The organism is Paenibacillus sp. J22FR5 (assembly GCF_059691975.1).
Window position 1 is genome coordinate 188,803 of record NZ_JCAUAN010000006.1, and the last position, 17,572, is coordinate 206,374.

Annotated in this window: 16 protein-coding genes; 1 reads left to right on the forward strand and 15 read right to left on the reverse strand. The window is 44.8% G+C overall.

The annotated features are described in order from the left end of the window. Nucleotides 1–89 precede the first annotated feature (89 nt). The 10 genes from AC58P7_RS11490 to AC58P7_RS11535 all read right to left on the reverse strand — a co-directional run bounded on the left by AC58P7_RS11490 (nt 90) and on the right by AC58P7_RS11535 (nt 12,079). Nucleotides 90–971 carry an ABC transporter ATP-binding protein gene (locus AC58P7_RS11490; RefSeq protein ID WP_497342852.1) on the reverse strand — a complete coding sequence of 294 codons (882 nt, stop codon included), beginning with the start codon at nt 969–971 and terminating at the stop codon, nt 90–92. Between the two features lie 2 nt (nt 972–973). Continuing rightward, nucleotides 974–3,871, reverse strand: a complete 2,898-nt coding sequence (locus AC58P7_RS11495; protein ID WP_497342854.1) for an ABC transporter permease — start codon at nt 3,869–3,871, stop codon at nt 974–976. Nucleotides 3,872–3,935: 64 nt separating this feature from the next. After that, on the reverse strand, nt 3,936–4,970 hold the full coding sequence (locus AC58P7_RS11500) for an efflux RND transporter periplasmic adaptor subunit (RefSeq protein WP_497342856.1): 1,035 nt from the start codon (nt 4,968–4,970) through the stop codon (nt 3,936–3,938). Next, entirely contained in the window at nt 4,960–5,649 is a 690-nt protein-coding gene (locus AC58P7_RS11505; protein WP_497343016.1) for an ABC transporter ATP-binding protein, read from the reverse strand. Before AC58P7_RS11505 ends, AC58P7_RS11500 begins: the two co-directional genes overlap by 11 nt. A gap of 140 nt (nt 5,650–5,789) precedes the next feature. After that, on the reverse strand, nt 5,790–7,394 hold the full coding sequence (locus AC58P7_RS11510) for a response regulator (RefSeq protein ID WP_497342858.1): 1,605 nt from the start codon (nt 7,392–7,394) through the stop codon (nt 5,790–5,792). Between the two features lie 7 nt (nt 7,395–7,401). Beyond that, on the reverse strand, nt 7,402–9,144 hold the full coding sequence (locus AC58P7_RS11515) for a sensor histidine kinase (protein ID WP_497342860.1): 1,743 nt from the start codon (nt 9,142–9,144) through the stop codon (nt 7,402–7,404). A gap of 152 nt (nt 9,145–9,296) precedes the next feature. Beyond that, the gene (locus AC58P7_RS11520) at nt 9,297–10,019 is read right to left on the reverse strand and encodes an amino acid ABC transporter ATP-binding protein (protein ID WP_497343018.1); all 723 of its coding nucleotides are present in this window, start codon (nt 10,017–10,019) and stop codon (nt 9,297–9,299) included. Between the two features lie 11 nt (nt 10,020–10,030). Then, entirely contained in the window at nt 10,031–10,678 is a 648-nt protein-coding gene (locus AC58P7_RS11525) for an amino acid ABC transporter permease (RefSeq protein ID WP_497342862.1), read from the reverse strand. 82 nt (nt 10,679–10,760) lie between these two features. After that, nucleotides 10,761–11,501 carry a basic amino acid ABC transporter substrate-binding protein gene (locus tag AC58P7_RS11530; protein WP_497343020.1) on the reverse strand — a complete coding sequence of 247 codons (741 nt, stop codon included), beginning with the start codon at nt 11,499–11,501 and terminating at the stop codon, nt 10,761–10,763. Between the two features lie 275 nt (nt 11,502–11,776). Then, a complete protein-coding gene (locus AC58P7_RS11535; protein WP_497342864.1) occupies nt 11,777–12,079 on the reverse strand; it encodes a YunC family protein in 303 nt (100 codons plus the stop codon). 643 nt (nt 12,080–12,722) lie between these two features. On the opposite strand from AC58P7_RS11535, the gene AC58P7_RS11540 reads away from it, so the two are divergent. Next, on the forward strand, nt 12,723–13,235 hold the full coding sequence (locus AC58P7_RS11540; RefSeq protein ID WP_497342866.1) for a hypothetical protein: 513 nt from the start codon (nt 12,723–12,725) through the stop codon (nt 13,233–13,235). A gap of 44 nt (nt 13,236–13,279) precedes the next feature. On the opposite strand, the gene AC58P7_RS11545 is transcribed toward AC58P7_RS11540, so the two are convergent. From AC58P7_RS11545 to AC58P7_RS11565, 5 genes are all read right to left on the reverse strand, one after another. Beyond that, entirely contained in the window at nt 13,280–15,145 is a 1,866-nt protein-coding gene (locus AC58P7_RS11545) for a putative bifunctional diguanylate cyclase/phosphodiesterase (protein WP_497342868.1), read from the reverse strand. 194 nt (nt 15,146–15,339) lie between these two features. Beyond that, nucleotides 15,340–15,705, reverse strand: coding sequence for a DUF423 domain-containing protein (locus tag AC58P7_RS11550; protein ID WP_497343022.1), 366 nt, complete (start codon nt 15,703–15,705; stop codon nt 15,340–15,342). A 34-nt stretch (nt 15,706–15,739) separates the two neighbouring features. Continuing rightward, on the reverse strand, nt 15,740–16,042 hold the full coding sequence (locus tag AC58P7_RS11555) for a hypothetical protein (protein ID WP_497342870.1): 303 nt from the start codon (nt 16,040–16,042) through the stop codon (nt 15,740–15,742). Between the two features lie 97 nt (nt 16,043–16,139). Next, nucleotides 16,140–17,060 carry an AEC family transporter gene (locus tag AC58P7_RS11560; RefSeq protein ID WP_497343024.1) on the reverse strand — a complete coding sequence of 307 codons (921 nt, stop codon included), beginning with the start codon at nt 17,058–17,060 and terminating at the stop codon, nt 16,140–16,142. A 38-nt stretch (nt 17,061–17,098) separates the two neighbouring features. After that, nucleotides 17,099–17,539, reverse strand: coding sequence for a MarR family winged helix-turn-helix transcriptional regulator (locus AC58P7_RS11565; protein WP_497342872.1), 441 nt, complete (start codon nt 17,537–17,539; stop codon nt 17,099–17,101). Between the last annotated feature and the right edge of the window lie 33 nt (nt 17,540–17,572).

Here is a 17,572-nt window from a genome sequence, read left to right on the forward strand (position 1 = left end):
TAACACGACAGATGCCCTCTTATTAAAAAGGGTGATATGCAAGGAAAGCCCGCCATCGAATCCAACTTCGATGACGGGCTTTTTCCTAATCATTTATCCGGCGGGAGAAGTACGATGCGTCCATCTTCCATCTCCACACGAACCTTATTGCTACCGGAAGCGCCGATGGATTCCAGGTAGTTCGCCGGAATTTGCAGCCTGCCTGCCTTGTCAACGACAGCGTACTCCACGTGAGAATCCTCTTCCGAAGCAATAATCCCCTGCTCAAGCTCTAACAATTCTTCTTGATAGGATTTGCGCCGCAGTATTTCCGAGGAGGTTTTGCCGTCACGAATAGCCACCACGCGGTCTACCTTCTTAGCCAAGAGCGGATCATGCGTGACGATGACTACCGTTAACCCGAAGCTGCGATTCAGCTCACGAAACAGATCAAGAATTTGATTCGCCATCTTCGTATCGACAGAGCCTGTCGGTTCATCCGCCAGCAAGAGTCTAGGCTGATTAGCGAGTGCAATCGCAATCGCTACACGCTGCTGCTCCCCACCTGAGAGCTCATTGAGCTTATTATTTCTCCGATGACTCAAGCCTACAGCTTCCAGTAAATCTAAAGCACGATGGCGTCTACGCCTTCCCTGCAGCAGAATGGGCAATTCCACATTTTCCAAAGCCGTCAAATAGGGAATCAGGTTTCGGGCATTATTTTGCCAGACGAAGCCCACGGTTTCCCTTTTATATTTGACCAAATCCGACTCCTTAAATTTCAACAAATCCTTCCCATCGACACTCAAATTCCCCGCCGAAGGGCGATCCAGACCTCCCAGCATATTGAGCAGCGTCGACTTCCCGCTCCCGCTATTGCCGATAATCGCCATCAGCTCTCCCTCTTGAATGTGGAGATCCAGACCTTGTAAGGCAACAACCTCAATGTCGGCGGTTTTATAAATTTTAACTAAATTCTCGCAGTGAATCATGCTTAATCCTCCCCAAGCTTAACGGCTTGATGAATCTTGATTCTGGAGAGCATCGTGCCTAGCAGCAACAGACCTAGCCCAATCATCACCGTAACAATGACGTACAAATGCAGTTGATCACTTGGGTCAAAGCTAACTTGAAAAGGAGGTACTTGGCTCGATGAATCAAACGTTAATTGGAACAACGGAACGAATAATTGACTAGCCGTATTCCCCGTGATCATCCCAATTAATACAGCTGCTCCTGACGTTAAAAGTTGCTCTGCGATGAGCATCCGAATCAGCTGTCCATAAGAAATCCCCATCGCACGCAGCACACCAAATTGTAAAATCTGCCCGTACAACGAGAGCAGCCAGTAAAGGAGGAATCCAATGAAGCTGATACCAATCGCAATCAAGAACCCAAGCGTCATGACACCGTTCACTGCCAATTGGAAAGGGTCATTCTTGGAACGAATCACCATTAAATTCGTATCGACTAAACGCGAGACCGACATATGTTTCTGCTCCAGCGCTTCATATAAAGCTTGGCTCGTCATATCTGGTTTCAGCTTTAGCCACACCTCGTAGGGCTCTACAGCCAAATTATTTTGGATGTAGGACAGATGTCCAATAACCAGCTTAGGAGCATCCACTTTACTTTTGGTTGAGCTACTACTGCCCGTCGAACTCGTTGATGCAGTCAAAATCGGATTCGGATTCCAGCTGGGCCAATAATCAATAATGCCATAGATAACCGAAGTGGCTCCCTCGACATCATTCCATCCAATCCGAACCACATCACCTACTTTGGCTCCAGTTTCTTCGGCAATTGACCTGGAGATCAACACCGCTTTGGAATCCGCAGCCAATACGTTCAAATAGTCATAGAAGTGATGATCTAGCAAGTGGTCTCTGAACCAAGCTGTTCGACCGAAATCGTCGGTATCAATCCCCATGAGTGTTGTTTTTTTCATCTCTTTGCCTAGTGCGATATACGCATCCTGTTTTTTAAATACACGAGCCGCTGATTCAACACCTGTCAATTGCGAGAATGGCATAAACGGAGGCTCCACGTATTGGACGCGTTTCTTGCTAACCTGTTCATTCTTGCCAAAATACTTCGTTCCAGCGGCTTCTACAGGCGGCCCTGATTGTGGAGGAGGGGCATCATTATCCCATGGCATTTGTAAAACAAGATCGGCGCCATTTTTATAATGAATTTTCTCCTGCACATTTTTATTCATCGTTCTTGCTGCGCTGGCACTAAATAAGCCCGTGGCAAGCGTCATTATGATAAAGAGCATGATGAATTGATATTGTGTCGTTGATCTCCCAACTTGCAGCAATGTTGAGTATAAATAGGGAGGCCACCACTTTCGGCCCATTGTATAAATCAGTTGAATGACCCATGGATAGATCCGCAACAGAACCAGGCCCATCGCGAAGATAAATAAGGCGGGCACCACGAAAAGAAGCGGATCCACCTTCATGTCCATGGAATCCAATCCCAGCGCTACCAGATCACCCATCCGTCGCTTAAAGCTTTGTAATAAATACATGGAAACAGCCACTAGGACGACATCGAGATATATTTTATGAACAAAAGAAAGCTTATTCTTCCTAGCAAGTGTTTGCTTATGACCAACAATGCTCACGCGAGTCGCTAGAATGGCAGGAATGAGCGTCATACAAACGGAAGCAACGACAGCAATTAAGCCGTATTGATACGCCTCGCCATTGAGCTTAACTTCCATAGATGCACGTTGGACAAACGACAGAAAGCCATTCGAAGCCCCCAAGACTTTCGTTAATTGGAGTCCAAGGAAAGGGCCAATTAGAAGCGCAATCCCACCTAGCAAAATACCTTCTATGACATATCCAAACAAAATCTGAGATCGACTTGCTCCACGACTTCGCAGTACCGCAATCTCTGTTTTCTGTCTCTCCGTAATCAAATTAGCAACCATGAATAAATAGAAAGCAAGCAGAATGCTAACGGGCACATTCAGGGACCAAAGCAATATTCGGAGTTTTTTCTCTTTGTCGCCATACGTTGTCAAAGTGGCAATGGTTGGATTAAAAGATTGATACGTTGCTAAATTTTCACTAAAATATCGCTCCATTTCTGAATTTGCCGTAATGTAGGTGTCTAGTCCGTCTAATTTCAATTGTTGATAATCAAACATGTAATTCCAGTAAGAGAACATATCAATAAAATGACTATTCTTCGTAAAATCTTGTTCAAATAAATCAAAGGGAAGGAATAATCTTGAACTCAAATCATTCATCGGATTGGTCCAGTACATATCTGCATAATCAGCACGATCGATGACAGCTACCGGTTTAATTCGAATATTGATATTCAATTCTTTGTCCACGATTGTTACTTCATTGCCAAGAACGATTTTCAATTTCGTCAACAGCTCTGGAAATACCCACACCTCATAGGCACCATCTTCGAGATTTGCGGAAGGCATGACGCCATCAACAAGCCGAATATGTTTTTCCAAATCCTTCATAGCAGCTACTTCGCCATACCGTTTCACTTTAGGATCTACTTTACTTGGATCACTAGGCGTAAGTTCAAACGTCTTCGTACTGCGCGTTATTGTAGACTGGAGTATGGGCAAGCCGAACTGCTTGCTCTGCTCAGCCATAAAAGCATCTGTATCACGTAATCGGTTAGCTCCGTCTTTGGCAATACTAAAGAAGGCATGATTATTAACGAGCCCCGGGTATTGCTGCGTGTCCGTCTGCTGAACTTCCAAATCTTTGATCAGCATACGCTGTAAAATGGCATGGGTATAAATCGGCATCGAGCTTGCTAGGGCTACCGATATAATTAACCCCACGAGTAAACTAAGCTCTAGCCAGCGGTTCTTCACCATTTTACGGAGAATCATTAGAAATAAAGCCATTATAATCCTCCTAAGAGTTTTGCTTTAGCAAAACTAGCATCGTAAGCATAAGCTTTAAAGAGTACTAATTATTTAAAATGACATTCTGACCTTCAGCAAGTCCAGAACGGATTTCTACTTCCGTAGACGAAACAAGCCCTTTTTCCACATCGATTTCCTTCCTGCTTTCCCCATTCAATACTTGCACATAATCTCTGCCTAAATAGGAGCGAAGACCTGTTCTTGGAATAATCATGACATTCTCACGTTTCTCAACAATAATCGTCATATCTCCGGAAGTCCCGATTTGAGCTCCCTCTGTTCCGTCTGGAACCCCGACAATGATGGTCTTCGCATTCCGCTCAGCTTGCGCCTTATTATCTGTGCGAGGAGCGCTGGACGGTGTTTGCAGCACTTTACCTTGTATCGGTTTGCCTCCAGTTCCGATCGTCACCTCGACATTCATGCCAACCTCGATACCAGATAGCATGCCACTATCTGAGGTCTCATAGGCGAGTTGGATCGCTGTAGGATCCGAAATCGTTACCAGTGAACTATAAGCATCCACATAATTCCCCTGCACCGCATCGGTGAGATAAGTGACAACGCCTCCAGATTCAGCGGTCAGTCTCGTCGTCTCCAATTGCGCTTGAATGGCGGATAACTGCAGCTGCGCAGCCTCTACATCGATCTCCTTCAGGCGAAGCGCCAACGCTTGACTTGGATCCGACTGCTCAGCTTGTTTTCTAGCAATTTGCGCTTTCTCAAGATTTAATCTTTGAAGGGCTAAACGGTTTTCTAAGTCACCCTTTTCCAAGTCAACAAGGAGATCACCTGGCTTCACGCTATCCCCTAATTTGACACGTAGACCCGCTAATCGGTGACCCGATTCTTTAAAATAATAATTCGTCGTTTTGCTAGATTTGAACGTCCCTACCATACTGACCTTCCTCGTAATGGTGCCCTTCTTCACTTCGTAAAGCTCAAAATTTTCCTTCACGGGCTTAACCAGTGGCGGCTTCAATGCCGCCTCCTCCTTAGGCAGAAGTGAACATCCAGCTAGGATAAGCACAACCCCTGAGATCAGGACAAGCTTAGACGCAAATGAATTAACCTTCATCGACAATGGTACCATCCTCCAATGCATACACTTCATCTACAATTTCCATGATCCCGAGATCGTGCGTCGTCAAAATAATGGTCATGCCTTCTTGAACCAAATCTTTGAACAATTTAAGAATCTGTAGTCCCATTCTGCTATCTAACTCCGCCGTAGGCTCATCTGCCAAAATCAACTTGGGTTTGTGAGCAATAGCCCTTGCGATCGCAACCCGCTGCTGTTCCCCACCCGAGAGCTCATATGGGCGATGCTTCATTCTTGCCTTCAAGCCCACGAAATTTAGCGCTTCTTCGGCTAATGTCTTATACTGACTGGGGTGTATACCCGAAATGCGCAAACCAAATTCAACATTTTCGTAAGCGGACATATAAGGCACTAAGGCAAACGATTGAAAAATAAGCCCAATCTTCTTCCGTCTGAGTTCATTCCGTTTGGATTCGGATAAACTGCTGATCTCCACTCCTTCTAAATAAACAGCACCTTCCGAAGGATGATCCAAAGCGCCTATGATGTTAAGCAGCGTTGTTTTACCGGACCCCGATCTTCCTCGCAATGCTACAAGTCTACCTCCTGGAATTGAGAGATTAGCCCCGCGCAACGCCTGAACCGCTCCCGGTCCTTTCCCAAACACACGCGTTACACCTATAGCTTGCACCAAGGGTATTTGAACCTCATACATAGTCAAAATTAGCACCTCTTCTTCATTCCTAATCATGAACTACTCTAAATGTAAACCTTTACAAAACAAATAAACAGATCGCCTTTGTTGGAAAAGGTGTCTGTTTGTTCGTTTTCTCAAATTTTGGATAGGAATATGCCTCAATCTCGGATGACAATATTAAAAGGCTTCTCGAACTCTTTCGGCGAACAGCCTACAACGCGCTTGAACGTCTTTGCAAATGTTTTGGCATCCGGAAAGCCTACTGCATCTGCCACTTCGTATACTTTCATTTCTCCAGTTCGCAATCTGCGTTTCGCTTCCTCCATACGGATGCGTGTCAGCGTTTCACTAAGGGATTCTCCCATTTCTTTGCTATATAAATCACTTAAATAACTTCGACTTAACCTAACATGATCTGCCATATCCGACGTGGAGATCGGTGATGCATAATTCTCCCTCATATAGCTGAGAACCTTACGGATAAATGGATTATTGGAGCGATGCTTCTGATCATTCCCTTGGTTTATCGGGTTCTCCGTAAGCATGTTCATCGCTTGATGAAAAAGCCCCGATACCTGTTCAAAGCTTACGCAATGGCTCAGCGCTTTATTATGAACGAATAGCTCTTCATAGCGTTCAATCTCTGCGTAGCCGCGTTCACGTGCGTAACCAGCGGCAAGTGCAAGCAGTTCCTGGATAAAGGACAACACCCGCTCCTTCTCTGGCCGTTGCTCCTTCAGTCTGGCGCAAAGAACCTCCGCATGATGCAGAACTCCCTCGCTGTTATCGTGCACGATACAGCGCAGCAGGTCGCTGCGAATGTCATACGGCAGCGTCTTGGTTGGCATGCTTGCGGCCGTAGGCACAAGCATGATCCGGCGATTCCGGCAGGCGCCGTAGAATCGCTCATGCAGCTGCTGCGCGTGTAATAGCGCAGCAGGCTGCACATCTTGGAGCCGGCGAATGACGACGCCGGCTCCAAGGAACCAGTCCGGCGCGTGCGCGAGCCGGACTTGCGCGGCGCGCTCGAGCGCTGCGGCAGCGGCGTCAACGCCGCCATCTGTTGCTGCTGCGGGCATGAGCAGCAGCACGCTGTCGGCGGCCAGCGGCAGCGCCGCCAGGCAGCCGGTCCAGTGCCAGCCTGGGGCCATGGCGCTGGGTCCGGTGTGAAGCAGCAGACTGACTAGGATGCTGTTTGCATGATTCGCATGGTCTGCATGATGCCAACCGCTTGCACTACGCGCCTCTGCACCAAATAGCTCAGCTTGCAGCTCAGCTTCGCCAAGTCCTGTTTGCAGATAAGCTTGCAGTCGATTGGAGAGCTGCATTTGCAAGGTAGAGGCAAGCTCAAGCTCCTTCATTCCCTGTTCCCTTCGCTCATTCCGCTGGATTTCGAGATCTTGCTTCACACCAAGCAAGATCTCGATCAGCGACTCGGGCTCCATCGTTGGCTTGAGAATATAATCCTTGGCACCTAGCTTCATAGCTTCTTTCACATAGGTGAAGTCATCCATACAACTCAATACGACGACACTAATCGGTCTTGAACGATCTTTAAGCTTACGTATTAGCGCTAAACCATCCATACGCGGCATAATGAGGTCGGTGATCACGATGTCAATGTGCAAGGCATCCAGAAGCTCATAGGCTTCTAAACCATCCTCAGCATCACCTGCATAGATAAAGCCATGCATTTCCCAATCTACTAACTCGCGTAACCCTAGACGAATGATAGGTTCATCATCCACAACAAGCACGTTCATCTGTCTTTCACTCCTCGCCCTGATGGATGGGAAGAAACATTCGGAACGTGGTTCCTTCACCAGGTTTACTGCTAATATGCATTTTATACTGGGGCCCGTAGATCAACTTAATTTTCTCCCGAATATGAGATATCCCCACGCCGCTCATTCGCTCCTTCAGCATACGTTCTTCCTGCGCTCCTCCAGCAGCATCCATGGCTTTCCAACCGGAGCTGCCCTCTTCGACCTGCATCCCAACGCCATTATCTTCTACTTGGCAAAATAAAAGGTCTCGATCTAACCATGTCCGAATCGTAATGATACCTTCTCGCTTAGTTGGCCCAATACCGTGAATAATCGCGTTCTCTACAAGCGGCTGCAAGAGCATTCTCGGAACTAAACAGCCTAAAGTTACGTTATCCACATGCGTCTCAATTTGAATGCGATCGCCATAACGAAACCTCTGAATTTCCATGTAATCATGGGTCAGACCAATCTCATCACGCAATGTGATAAAATCACCCTTTTTACCTAAGCTTGCTTGTAGAAGGCGTACTAGTGCACTTACCACTTCTGAGATCTGAGGTGTCTTATGAATTTTGGCTACCCATTTAATCGTATTCAACGTGTTGTAGAGGAAATGTGGATTCAACTGATAGTGAAGCGCCTCCATTTCGGCTTCTTTCTTCAGCGACTCTTCCCGCTTCACTTGCTTAATTAGGTCTTCCAAACGATTGAGCATTTGATTATAGCTTTGACCTATTTGTGTCCACTCATCCGAGCTTTTGGATGTCCAATAGGCTCTCAAATCGCCACGTTCTGCTCGATTCATTAACACTTTCAGCACATAGAGCGGCTTCGTCACAGAAGTGATGAATAGGAGTAATCCACCCATGGTAAGTGTGATAACCACAACAAATAAGGCAGTTATCCAAGTACGATAATGAGGAAACACTTCGCTATGTAAGGGCAGAGGAGCTTCATAATAAGATAGCCACGGCACCTCCCCGATGACCTCTACCTGTTTCACAGAATGAATATTCGCCCCATCCCCACGCGCGATGCCAGAATCCCGTTCTACTTCTTGCAAATTCCCCGTGTATACGCCATCCCGGAAAACAACCCTTTTGTCCTGATCCAGCAGTACATTGGCATGAGAACTGCTTTTTACAGACAGCTCCTTCCATAACTTGTTCATATTCAACCAAATCGTTACCTTACCCAGCTCCTGCATACTTGGTCTGTCCATAATCGACTCGGAATACGTCAGCAGATAAGCGTTGTAACGGATAGACTCTTCACCTAAAGGCTCAAAGCGCTTGTTCGTACTTTTCACTCGTGTAACCAGTGCCCTGTCCTCTTCCCCATTGTGTGCACAAAGCGTTCTATTCGATGCCTGGATCGACAGGCAAACCTGCTCGACGTATCGGCTTTGATAGATTTGCTCAGACAACAAGCTATTCGCATAGTCACTTCGTTCTTTTCCTTCAATGGAAGATGAATCTCTGAGTTTAGCAAAAGAGATGATGCCAAAGTCTTCAGCATGTCGATGTGTTGATTCCGTTATATATTGCAATTCCTGTTGCAATCCCCTGATGATCTGATCATGTTCTTGATCCACGGCGCGCATGAACTCTTTCTCCATATACCTTGAGACTTGCTGATTGCCAACATAGAGCACAAGAACCAGCGGTATGGAAATGGCCAAGAGTATATACAGAAATACGCGAAGTTGAGAGCGGTTAAATAGATGTGTAAACAGTGATGGCATAAGTCACCTTACGTTTCAAATAGGATAGTTACTTCCCTATCCATCATAGCATATTGGAATTTTTCCCATCTTATTTTTTGATATCAAAAAGAGGTTCGCACTTAGCGAACCTCTCTTCTTCACTATATTCCATTCTATCTTTTTCAGGAATACTATAGCACTTTAGACAAAAACGATTTCGTCCGTTCCTGAGTTGGCGCCTCAAAAATTTGATGAGGCTTGCCTTCCTCCACAATAACGCCCTGCTCCATAAACATGACGCGGTCACCCACTTCACGCGCAAAGCCCATTTCATGCGTAACGACAACCATCGTCATGCCTTCTTTGGCCAATTGCTTCATCACGGCAAGCACTTCGCCGACCATCTCAGGATCTAGCGCGGAAGTTGGCTCATCGAACAGCATGATCTTCGGTTCCATCGCAAGTGCGCGCGCAATCGCAACACGCTGCGCCTGACCGCCTGACAACGAGTCTGGAAGCGCATTAGCTTTATCTGCGAGTCCAACCTTAGCTAGAAGTTCCAGCGCTTTCTTCCGAGCTTTATCTTCCGGCCATTTCCGAACCTGCATCGGTGCCAGCATAATATTATCGATGACCTTCATGTGCGGGAATAGGTGAAACCGCTGAAATACCATGCCCAAATCCATGCGAATCTCATTAATTTTATTCGTAGGATCCATCAGATTGCGTCCATCGATGGTGATGGTTCCGCCATTAGGCTCTTCTAAGAGGTTCAAGCAACGAAGGAATGTTGACTTCCCTGAACCCGATGGTCCTATCACAACGAGCACTTCTTGGTGCTTAATATCCGCACTGATATCACGCAAAACAACATTATCTCCGAACGCCTTTTTCAGGTTCCTTACTTCAATCAAAGCTGTCATCGTTATACTCTCCTTTCGATATAGCTAAGAACCTTGCTTAGAGAGTAGGTAAGAATGAAATAAATAAGTGCTGCGGTTAAATATGGCTCCCATACCTTGAAATATTGGCTGCGCATTGCATTGGACCAATACATGAGTTCTGGAGCAGCAATGATGGCAAATAAGGAGGAGTCTTTAATCAATACAATAAATTCATTCCCGAACGGTGGAATCATACGTTTAATCGCTTGTGGTAAAATAACCGATTTCATTGTCTGGAAATGTGTCATTCCGAGGGAATGCGCGGCTTCCGTTTGCCCTTTATCAATGGATTGAATACCGGCGCGGAAAATTTCAGCCATATACCCCGCTGAGTTCAGAGACAATGCAACAATCGATGCAATAATCGGATTGGTTGACCCTAAGAATAAGGGCACGACACCGAAGTGGACTAGCAATATTTGAACGAGCAGCGGTGTGCCGCGGAAAAAGTTAACATACATGCTAGTTGGCCATCTCAGATAGCCGCGGTGTGACATTTTGCCTAAACCCACTGCTAGCCCCAATACAGAACCAAAACAGATGGAGAGAATGGAAATACCAATTGTCCAAAGCGTACCTTTCAGCAGCAATGGTAAATAATCAATAATAATATCCCAACGAAAATCCATTCCACACGTCCTTCCTTTAATTATTTTGCTACTTACAGAACAAAAGCATGCGTAAGGTTAAGTCACGCATGCTTTTGAACGTTTATTTTTGTTCGAGCAATTTCTTCGTGTCTGGCTCTTGGCCGAACCACTTTTTGTAAACGGTAGCGTATGTGCCGTTCTCAATCACTTTCTTGATCGCTGGATCAAGCTTCGCTTTGAGGTCACTGCCTTTCGGAAGAAGAATTCCGTAGTACTCCGACTCAAAGTTTGCTGGGTCAGCAATTGAAACGAATTTTTTATTTGGATTGTTTTTCACATATTCACGAACGATAGCAATATCGGCAACAACCGCATCAACACCATTGTTCTCAAGTTCAAGAAGGGCAAGTGTGTTGTTGTCCATACGTTTCAAGGACTTGTTATCGGAACCCATAATTTTCGTCATCAAAGTGTCCGCTGTCGTTGAAATTTGAACCGCTACTTTCTTTGTTTTCAAGTCAGCTGCACTTTTGATCGGGCTGCCTTCTTTCACAAGAATCATGTTCGTTGATTCGAAATACGGAGCAGAATAATCATACGTTTGTTTACGCTCATCAGTAATGGATACGCTGGAGATACCTGCTTGGTACTCTTTCCCTTGTTGAACACTCGTCAACATCGTATCCCAACCTGTATTTGTTACATCATACGAAAGTCCTGCTTCTTTCATGACTTCAGCAAGGAAGTCGATATCAAAGCCAGTCACCTTGTCTTTATCCATATATTCCATCGGTGCATAGGCTGCATCAGTTGCAAATTTAACTTTTGTCCCACCGTTATTTTTGGATCCGCAACCAGCCATTGTCAAAACCAAAGCTGCTGCTACTACAGAAATCATTAATTTTTTCATTATTTTTCCCCCGTTCTATGTAATGGACGAATCATATATTAACACTTGGTTAATAAAATAACAACACCTTTATACATAAAAAAACCGAGGAAATTGCAGGAAGTGTGAACTTTTATGCATTTTCAGTTTCATGCACAGAACTCATTGATTGCTTTGTCGTATTGCCTAAATCAAAAAGACGCTTAGGTCCTAAGGACCCAAGCGTTCCAAGCTAGCAACGTGAATTATTACATCATTTTCAAAATAGCTTCTCTACCTGTCATGCCGGCCACAATGCCCAGGTTTTCCGCTGTATAGGTTACCGATTCAAGCGGTGCTTCCAAAAGCTCCTCGATCGTTCGAACCCCGGTTGCTCGCGCCGCTACAATATTCCTGTCACTTAATCGCTCGTTAAGTAGTCCCACATCGAGGGCACCACACATAATGTAACCTTTATCCGTTGTCACCACTAGCAAGGTCGTCTTCGGCAATTTGACCTCTATCGCGATTGCTGTATGTCCTTCAAGAAGAATGGGTTCTACGCGCATCATGCTCTGCACAGCTCCTCTTCGCAGTCTTACGGTAGTATATGCGCCTGCGGCTAGTACGGTGTGAGATCACTGTAAAGATTCTGTGTGATTTTTCATTTTGGTGAGAAAGGGCATCACTTATTTACCTATTTACTCATTTACAACCTCATTAACGCTCTTCGTTCAGCTTGAGGTTTACATACTTTGCAAACGCCTACGACTCTCCCCTGTTCGTCTGAATAGAAGGTCAGTTTCTTTTCCTTTTTACGACAAAACGAACACGTTTGCTTGTTCATTCTTGCTGATTTTTTACTCTGTAAAGACATTTTAATAATATTATTCGTCTGAACCTTATCTCTAACTTTCAAAGTAATTTTATAAACCAAAAGAAGGACAAAAAGTAGGATTAGAACTAGTATTATCCATTTCATAGCTCAACCTTCCTTATTCAATCTATATGCCCGCTGCTAACTCATCATCCAATCCGGTTCCTCCAAATGTATATATAGTTCATTAAGACAATAGTACTTCTCCAGTGAATAGTAGGCAATACAAATATTACCTTGGTAGATGTTAGCGCTTTTGTGAAATGGAAGCTACATTTGGTTACAATATCATGATATAATTAAGATAAGTGCAATTTCAGTGCGGTAAGGAGGCAATGATGAGCCAACGGGATTCAAACACAAGTCCGAAGAGTGGACATTTATTCACCGTAGAGATTTTAGTTGAAGAAACAACAAATGGCCTGGCAATGGAAAAACTCCTTCACTTGTTAAATGTAGACAGCGTTAAAGATTATCAAATTCTTAAGGGCATTGGGTTAGGTCAATTAATTGAACTTAACAAGAAACCTGAAAGCCTTCCTTCCATACATACAAGTAAGAAGCCCTCAGCAGCTGCTTCAGTTCCTGTTCCAACATCAGCGCCAGCGGCGAAACGATCAACGACTTCTGAAGCTGCCATGCACATTGTCGAACAGCTAGAGAAATTCAAGGCCAATAATACCTTGATCCGTTTGACGGTGATCAAAGCGCAAGGCATCAGGCTGAATCTGCCTTGTCGAATCCTTAATTTTGATACAAGCAGCCAGAATGTCACCGTCTATCATGTCGATGAGAAGAAGGTATATTTGTTCAAGCTGAATGAAATTGAGGATTATGTGGCTACGAATTGAGAAAAAAAGGTACCTTTGCTGGCAATTCGCAAAGGTACCTTTTTCTATTCGCCTGATGCTGCAGCTGTTGCTACTGAAATACCGTGCTTAAGCATATGCTCAAGCTTCACCCGCGCAACGGGAGGACTGAACCAATATCCCTGGACCTCGTTACAACGGTTCTGATATAAGAAGTTCAATTGATCTTCCGTCTCGACACCTTCCGCTATGACCTTCAGATTCAAATGGTGCGTCATTGCAATAATTGTAGCAACAATGGCCGCGTCATTCGGATCCACCATAATATCACGCACAAAGGAACGATCAATCTTCAGCTTATCAATCGGGAACTTCTTCAAATAATAAAGCGAGCTATAGCCTGTACCGAAATCGTCAATGCTGACGTTCACACCAAGCTCTTTCAATTCCAATAGTGATTGAATCGCATGGTCTACATCCATGGTCATGCTTTCGGTAATTTCGAGCTCCAAATATTGCGGATCAAGTCCTGCCTGCTCTAAAACGTGACTAATTTTCCCTTTCAGATTATGCTGGAAAAACTGCCGCATGGATAAATTTACCGAGATTGGGATAGGCGGATACCCTTCATCCTGCCATATCTTATTTTGCTTACATGCCGCGCGAAGTACCCATTCGCCGATGGGTACAATCAAACCGCTTTCTTCTGCTAATGGAATAAAATGATTCGGCATGACCATACCCCTTTCCGGATGCAGCCAACGAATTAGAGCTTCTACTCCAACAATTCGCCCTGATTCAATATCAACCTGGGGTTGGTAGAAAAGAACGAATTCCTCATTAACTAGCGCTCTGCGCAGCTCATTTTCAAGCCTCAGTCGATTAATTGATACTGACTTCATGTCCGTATTGAAAATCTGGAAATCGTTTCTGCCCTTCTCTTTGGCCCTAGCTAATGCAATATCCGCATATTTCATTAACAGATCCGCCTCATCCGTATCCTCGGAGGAAATCGCAACACCAATGCTTGCTGTCACATGCAGCTCGTATTGCTCTAGGAGGAATGGCTTCTCTAATACACGATTGATTTCCGCGATTACACTCATAACATCATTCACATCTGCAACATTTGAGTAGAAGAAGGCAAACTCGTCACCTTCGGTCCGTGCCAGGAAATCATCTGCAGTCACGCACCGGGTGAATCGCTCAGCAAGCTGAAGCAGCAGCATGTTCCCATAATCATGGCCAAAGCTGTCATTCACAAGCTTAAAGCGATCAATATCTAAATAAAACACCGCAACTTTATGCCCATCCGCTTTGAATATACGAAGTCGTTCGTTCAAATGATCTTTAAATAACCGCCGATTCGGAAGCCCCGTCATATCATCGTAGTAAGCCATATAACGGACCTGCTCATCCCCACGTTTACGTTCCGTAACGTCCTGACAGATCAGGATATTCCCTTTGGAATGATGTTGAATATCCACGGGGACCGCTGTTACATGCAAATCGACGCGATAACCGCGCTGATGATGCACAGAGGTCTCAAAGGTATAGGGGACACCGTTACCCGTTTGTTGCAAATGCAGCTCTGTTCGTTTCAGTTGTTCTTCCGTCACAATGCTCGTAAATGGTTGATATAGTAGCTCTTTGACCGAGTAACCCAGTATCGATTCTGCCGCTTGATTCATCCGAATGAATCTGCCCTCTTCATTAAAGATACCTATTGCATTTGGGTTATGTTCAAACAGGGAATCCAACACACTGAGATACGCATGATCCCTTGGCAATTCCTTGGATATAGGTTGTTGCCGCAGTGTCCAATTCGTACGCAGAAGGTAAAGCAATATAAGTGCGCCCAAGAGACAAATCCAAGGGGCGTACGGCTTTACAACAATGCTAACGAATATGGCCGCGACAACATATACGCCAATATAGAGCCGACTTTTCACTAATGCGCCTCCTTATATGGTTCTATCTTCGTAAGGGAAGCATTCTATCTCTATCCGATCTTGCTCCCATATTTCGATTACAAATCACGATCTCGTTTCCAATCATTGCTTTCTTTCTACAAAGGTCGTGCCTTTTCCTGCTTACCTGCCATAAAATACGAAAAAGAGCCAGATTTCTCCGACTCTCTTCCCTGTTACGCTTTAAGTGCAGCTATGGCTAGAAGGATCCAGCCTACCAAAAAACTAAGTCCGCCCAGCGGTGTAATAGGTCCGAAGACCTTAAGGCCCGTTAAGCTTAATGCATAGAGACTACCGGAGAACAAGATGATCCCGATAAAGATGGCCCATCCCGAAGCGTTCACCATCGCGTTATTTCCCAGCTTGTCCGACAGGAGTGCGATTACGAGTAACGCAACCGCGTGAATCATGTGATAATGGACCCCGGTTTGAAAGACATCGATCTTATCGGGAATTTTCGTTTTTAAATAGTGGGCGCCGAACGCACCTAATGCGACAGAAAGGAAGGCATTTAAGCTTCCAATCAGCATAAACAGTTTCATCATAAGACCTATTCCCTTTCACAACGATAATAAATTACTCAACTTCACCAATATCATGTTGACCTACAATCAATCGAACAGGCTCCAAGAAAACACGCGTTACCGTAGGTTGTTCAATTAAATTAACTTCAATATCCTCAATTTTATATCGCGTAGTCTTGCCTTCACGCTTGTCATAGACAACATCGAATTGCTTCAGTGCAAGCTGATGAATAAGAACAGAGGAGCCAATCGAGACTGCGTTAGATTCAAATTCCCCATGTTCATATAAAACCTCAGACAAAATCTCATCATTCATATCGACAATCGTGACATACTGGCAAAATTGATACCGCATGGAAAAAATCCCCCTTGAATTGGATAAGTTTAGGTATAAGTACCCATTCGCCAAAAATTGTCGAAATTCCTGCTAATTTTATGATTCCCCTCAATGTTCAAATAAAATCCAACAAATAAATCACAATCGGAATCGAAAACATGCTAAATAGTGTCGATGTAAAAACAGCCTGCGAAGAAAACTCCGCCTCATTTTCATACTCTATGGCCAGCAGTACACTGCTTAGTGATGTAGGAACGGCGCAGGATAGAATTAATGCCTTTGCTGTCAAGCCCTCAATCCCCAGCATCCAAACAACTAGGAATCCAAGCAGCGGCCCGATCGCTAATCGAAGCACATTCGACAAAAGCACATTCGAAAAGTGAAACTCCCATTTCATCGCGCCAAGCTGTACACCTAAGGTTAACAGTGCTGTCGCCATGAAGGCATTCGATATGTAGGTCAACGGTAGATGAATAGAGGCTGGTACGGGTACATGGTAATAACGCAGCAGCAAGGCAATAGGAATCGCATAAATAACCGGTAGCGATAGAATCGTTTTCATCGTGGCTTTCCACGAAGCTTTATGTGCATTTAACGAGTAAATGCCATAGGTATTGGGGATGAGCGTCTGCATAATCATGATGACAATTTGAATCGCTAATGTATAGGCATTGCCGGCAAATACCGTTTGATTCAGCGGCAGCGCATAGTTGGCACTGTTATAGAAAATCACACTATTTCGCATTGCAATCCGCATGCCGCGCTGAAGCTTCTGAATACGAATGATCACTTCAATGATCGCGAACAGCAGACTAAAGAAAATGACAAAAAATAAGAGTACCTGCATGAGGATGGACATACTTATTTCGGATTCATAGAGCTTTACAAAAACTAACGCAGGTGAAAAAACATAGAAATTCAGCTTGGAGAGTGTTCGAATATCAATGCGAAAGGCGCGATACATAGTCACGCCAATCGCAATCATAATACAAATAGGCACGATGTTATTGACTAAAATATACACGAAATAATTCATTTCAAAGCCTCGATTCATCGAGAATCCCTAACTGCATTTTACGGATGGGCATTCACGCTAGTTATAATTCGCTTCAATTGCAGATTGAAATTCGTTATTTCTTCCGGTGACATACCGCTAGCAGCAAATAGCGTCTGTGGAATGCACAGCGCCTTCTCATAGAGGGCTAGTCCCGCCTCTGTGATGTGAATGAGCACTACGCGTTCATCTTCCTGCGAACGCTTCCGCACAAGCAGATGCTGCGCCTCCATGCGTTTGAGCATTGGTGTCAGCGTCCCCGAATCCAAGTCGAGCTTCTCACTCAGCTCTTTCACCGTACTTTCCTTCTGATCCCAGAGTACTAACAGGACGAGGTATTGCGGATAGGTGATGCCTAGATCCTCGAGAAATGGACGATACATACGGGTAATCGCTCTCGAGCTTGCATACAAGCTAAAGCATAGCTGATTCTCCAGCTTCAAAAACTCACTACTGCTCATTGGCCGTTTCCTTTCCCTCCGTCTTATTGTGAA

Coding starts and splice junctions, on each gene's coding strand:
- AC58P7_RS11490 (WP_497342852.1), bottom strand. CDS start 971: ATGATTCACTGCGAGAATTTAGTTAAAATTTATAAAACCGCCGACATT.
- AC58P7_RS11495 (WP_497342854.1), bottom strand. CDS start 3,871: ATGGCTTTATTTCTAATGATTCTCCGTAAAATGGTGAAGAACCGCTGG.
- AC58P7_RS11500 (WP_497342856.1), bottom strand. CDS start 4,970: ATGAAGGTTAATTCATTTGCGTCTAAGCTTGTCCTGATCTCAGGGGTT.
- AC58P7_RS11505 (WP_497343016.1), bottom strand. CDS start 5,649: ATGTATGAGGTTCAAATACCCTTGGTGCAAGCTATAGGTGTAACGCGT.
- AC58P7_RS11510 (WP_497342858.1), bottom strand. CDS start 7,394: ATGAACGTGCTTGTTGTGGATGATGAACCTATCATTCGTCTAGGGTTA.
- AC58P7_RS11515 (WP_497342860.1), bottom strand. CDS start 9,144: ATGCCATCACTGTTTACACATCTATTTAACCGCTCTCAACTTCGCGTA.
- AC58P7_RS11525 (WP_497342862.1), bottom strand. CDS start 10,678: ATGGATTTTCGTTGGGATATTATTATTGATTATTTACCATTGCTGCTG.
- AC58P7_RS11530 (WP_497343020.1), bottom strand. CDS start 11,501: ATGGCTGGTTGCGGATCCAAAAATAACGGTGGGACAAAAGTTAAATTT.
- AC58P7_RS11535 (WP_497342864.1), bottom strand. CDS start 12,079: ATGATGCGCGTAGAACCCATTCTTCTTGAAGGACATACAGCAATCGCG.
- AC58P7_RS11540 (WP_497342866.1), top strand. CDS start 12,723: ATGAGCCAACGGGATTCAAACACAAGTCCGAAGAGTGGACATTTATTC.
- AC58P7_RS11550 (WP_497343022.1), bottom strand. CDS start 15,705: ATGAAACTGTTTATGCTGATTGGAAGCTTAAATGCCTTCCTTTCTGTC.
- AC58P7_RS11555 (WP_497342870.1), bottom strand. CDS start 16,042: ATGCGGTATCAATTTTGCCAGTATGTCACGATTGTCGATATGAATGAT.
- AC58P7_RS11560 (WP_497343024.1), bottom strand. CDS start 17,060: ATGAATTATTTCGTGTATATTTTAGTCAATAACATCGTGCCTATTTGT.
- AC58P7_RS11565 (WP_497342872.1), bottom strand. CDS start 17,539: ATGAGCAGTAGTGAGTTTTTGAAGCTGGAGAATCAGCTATGCTTTAGC.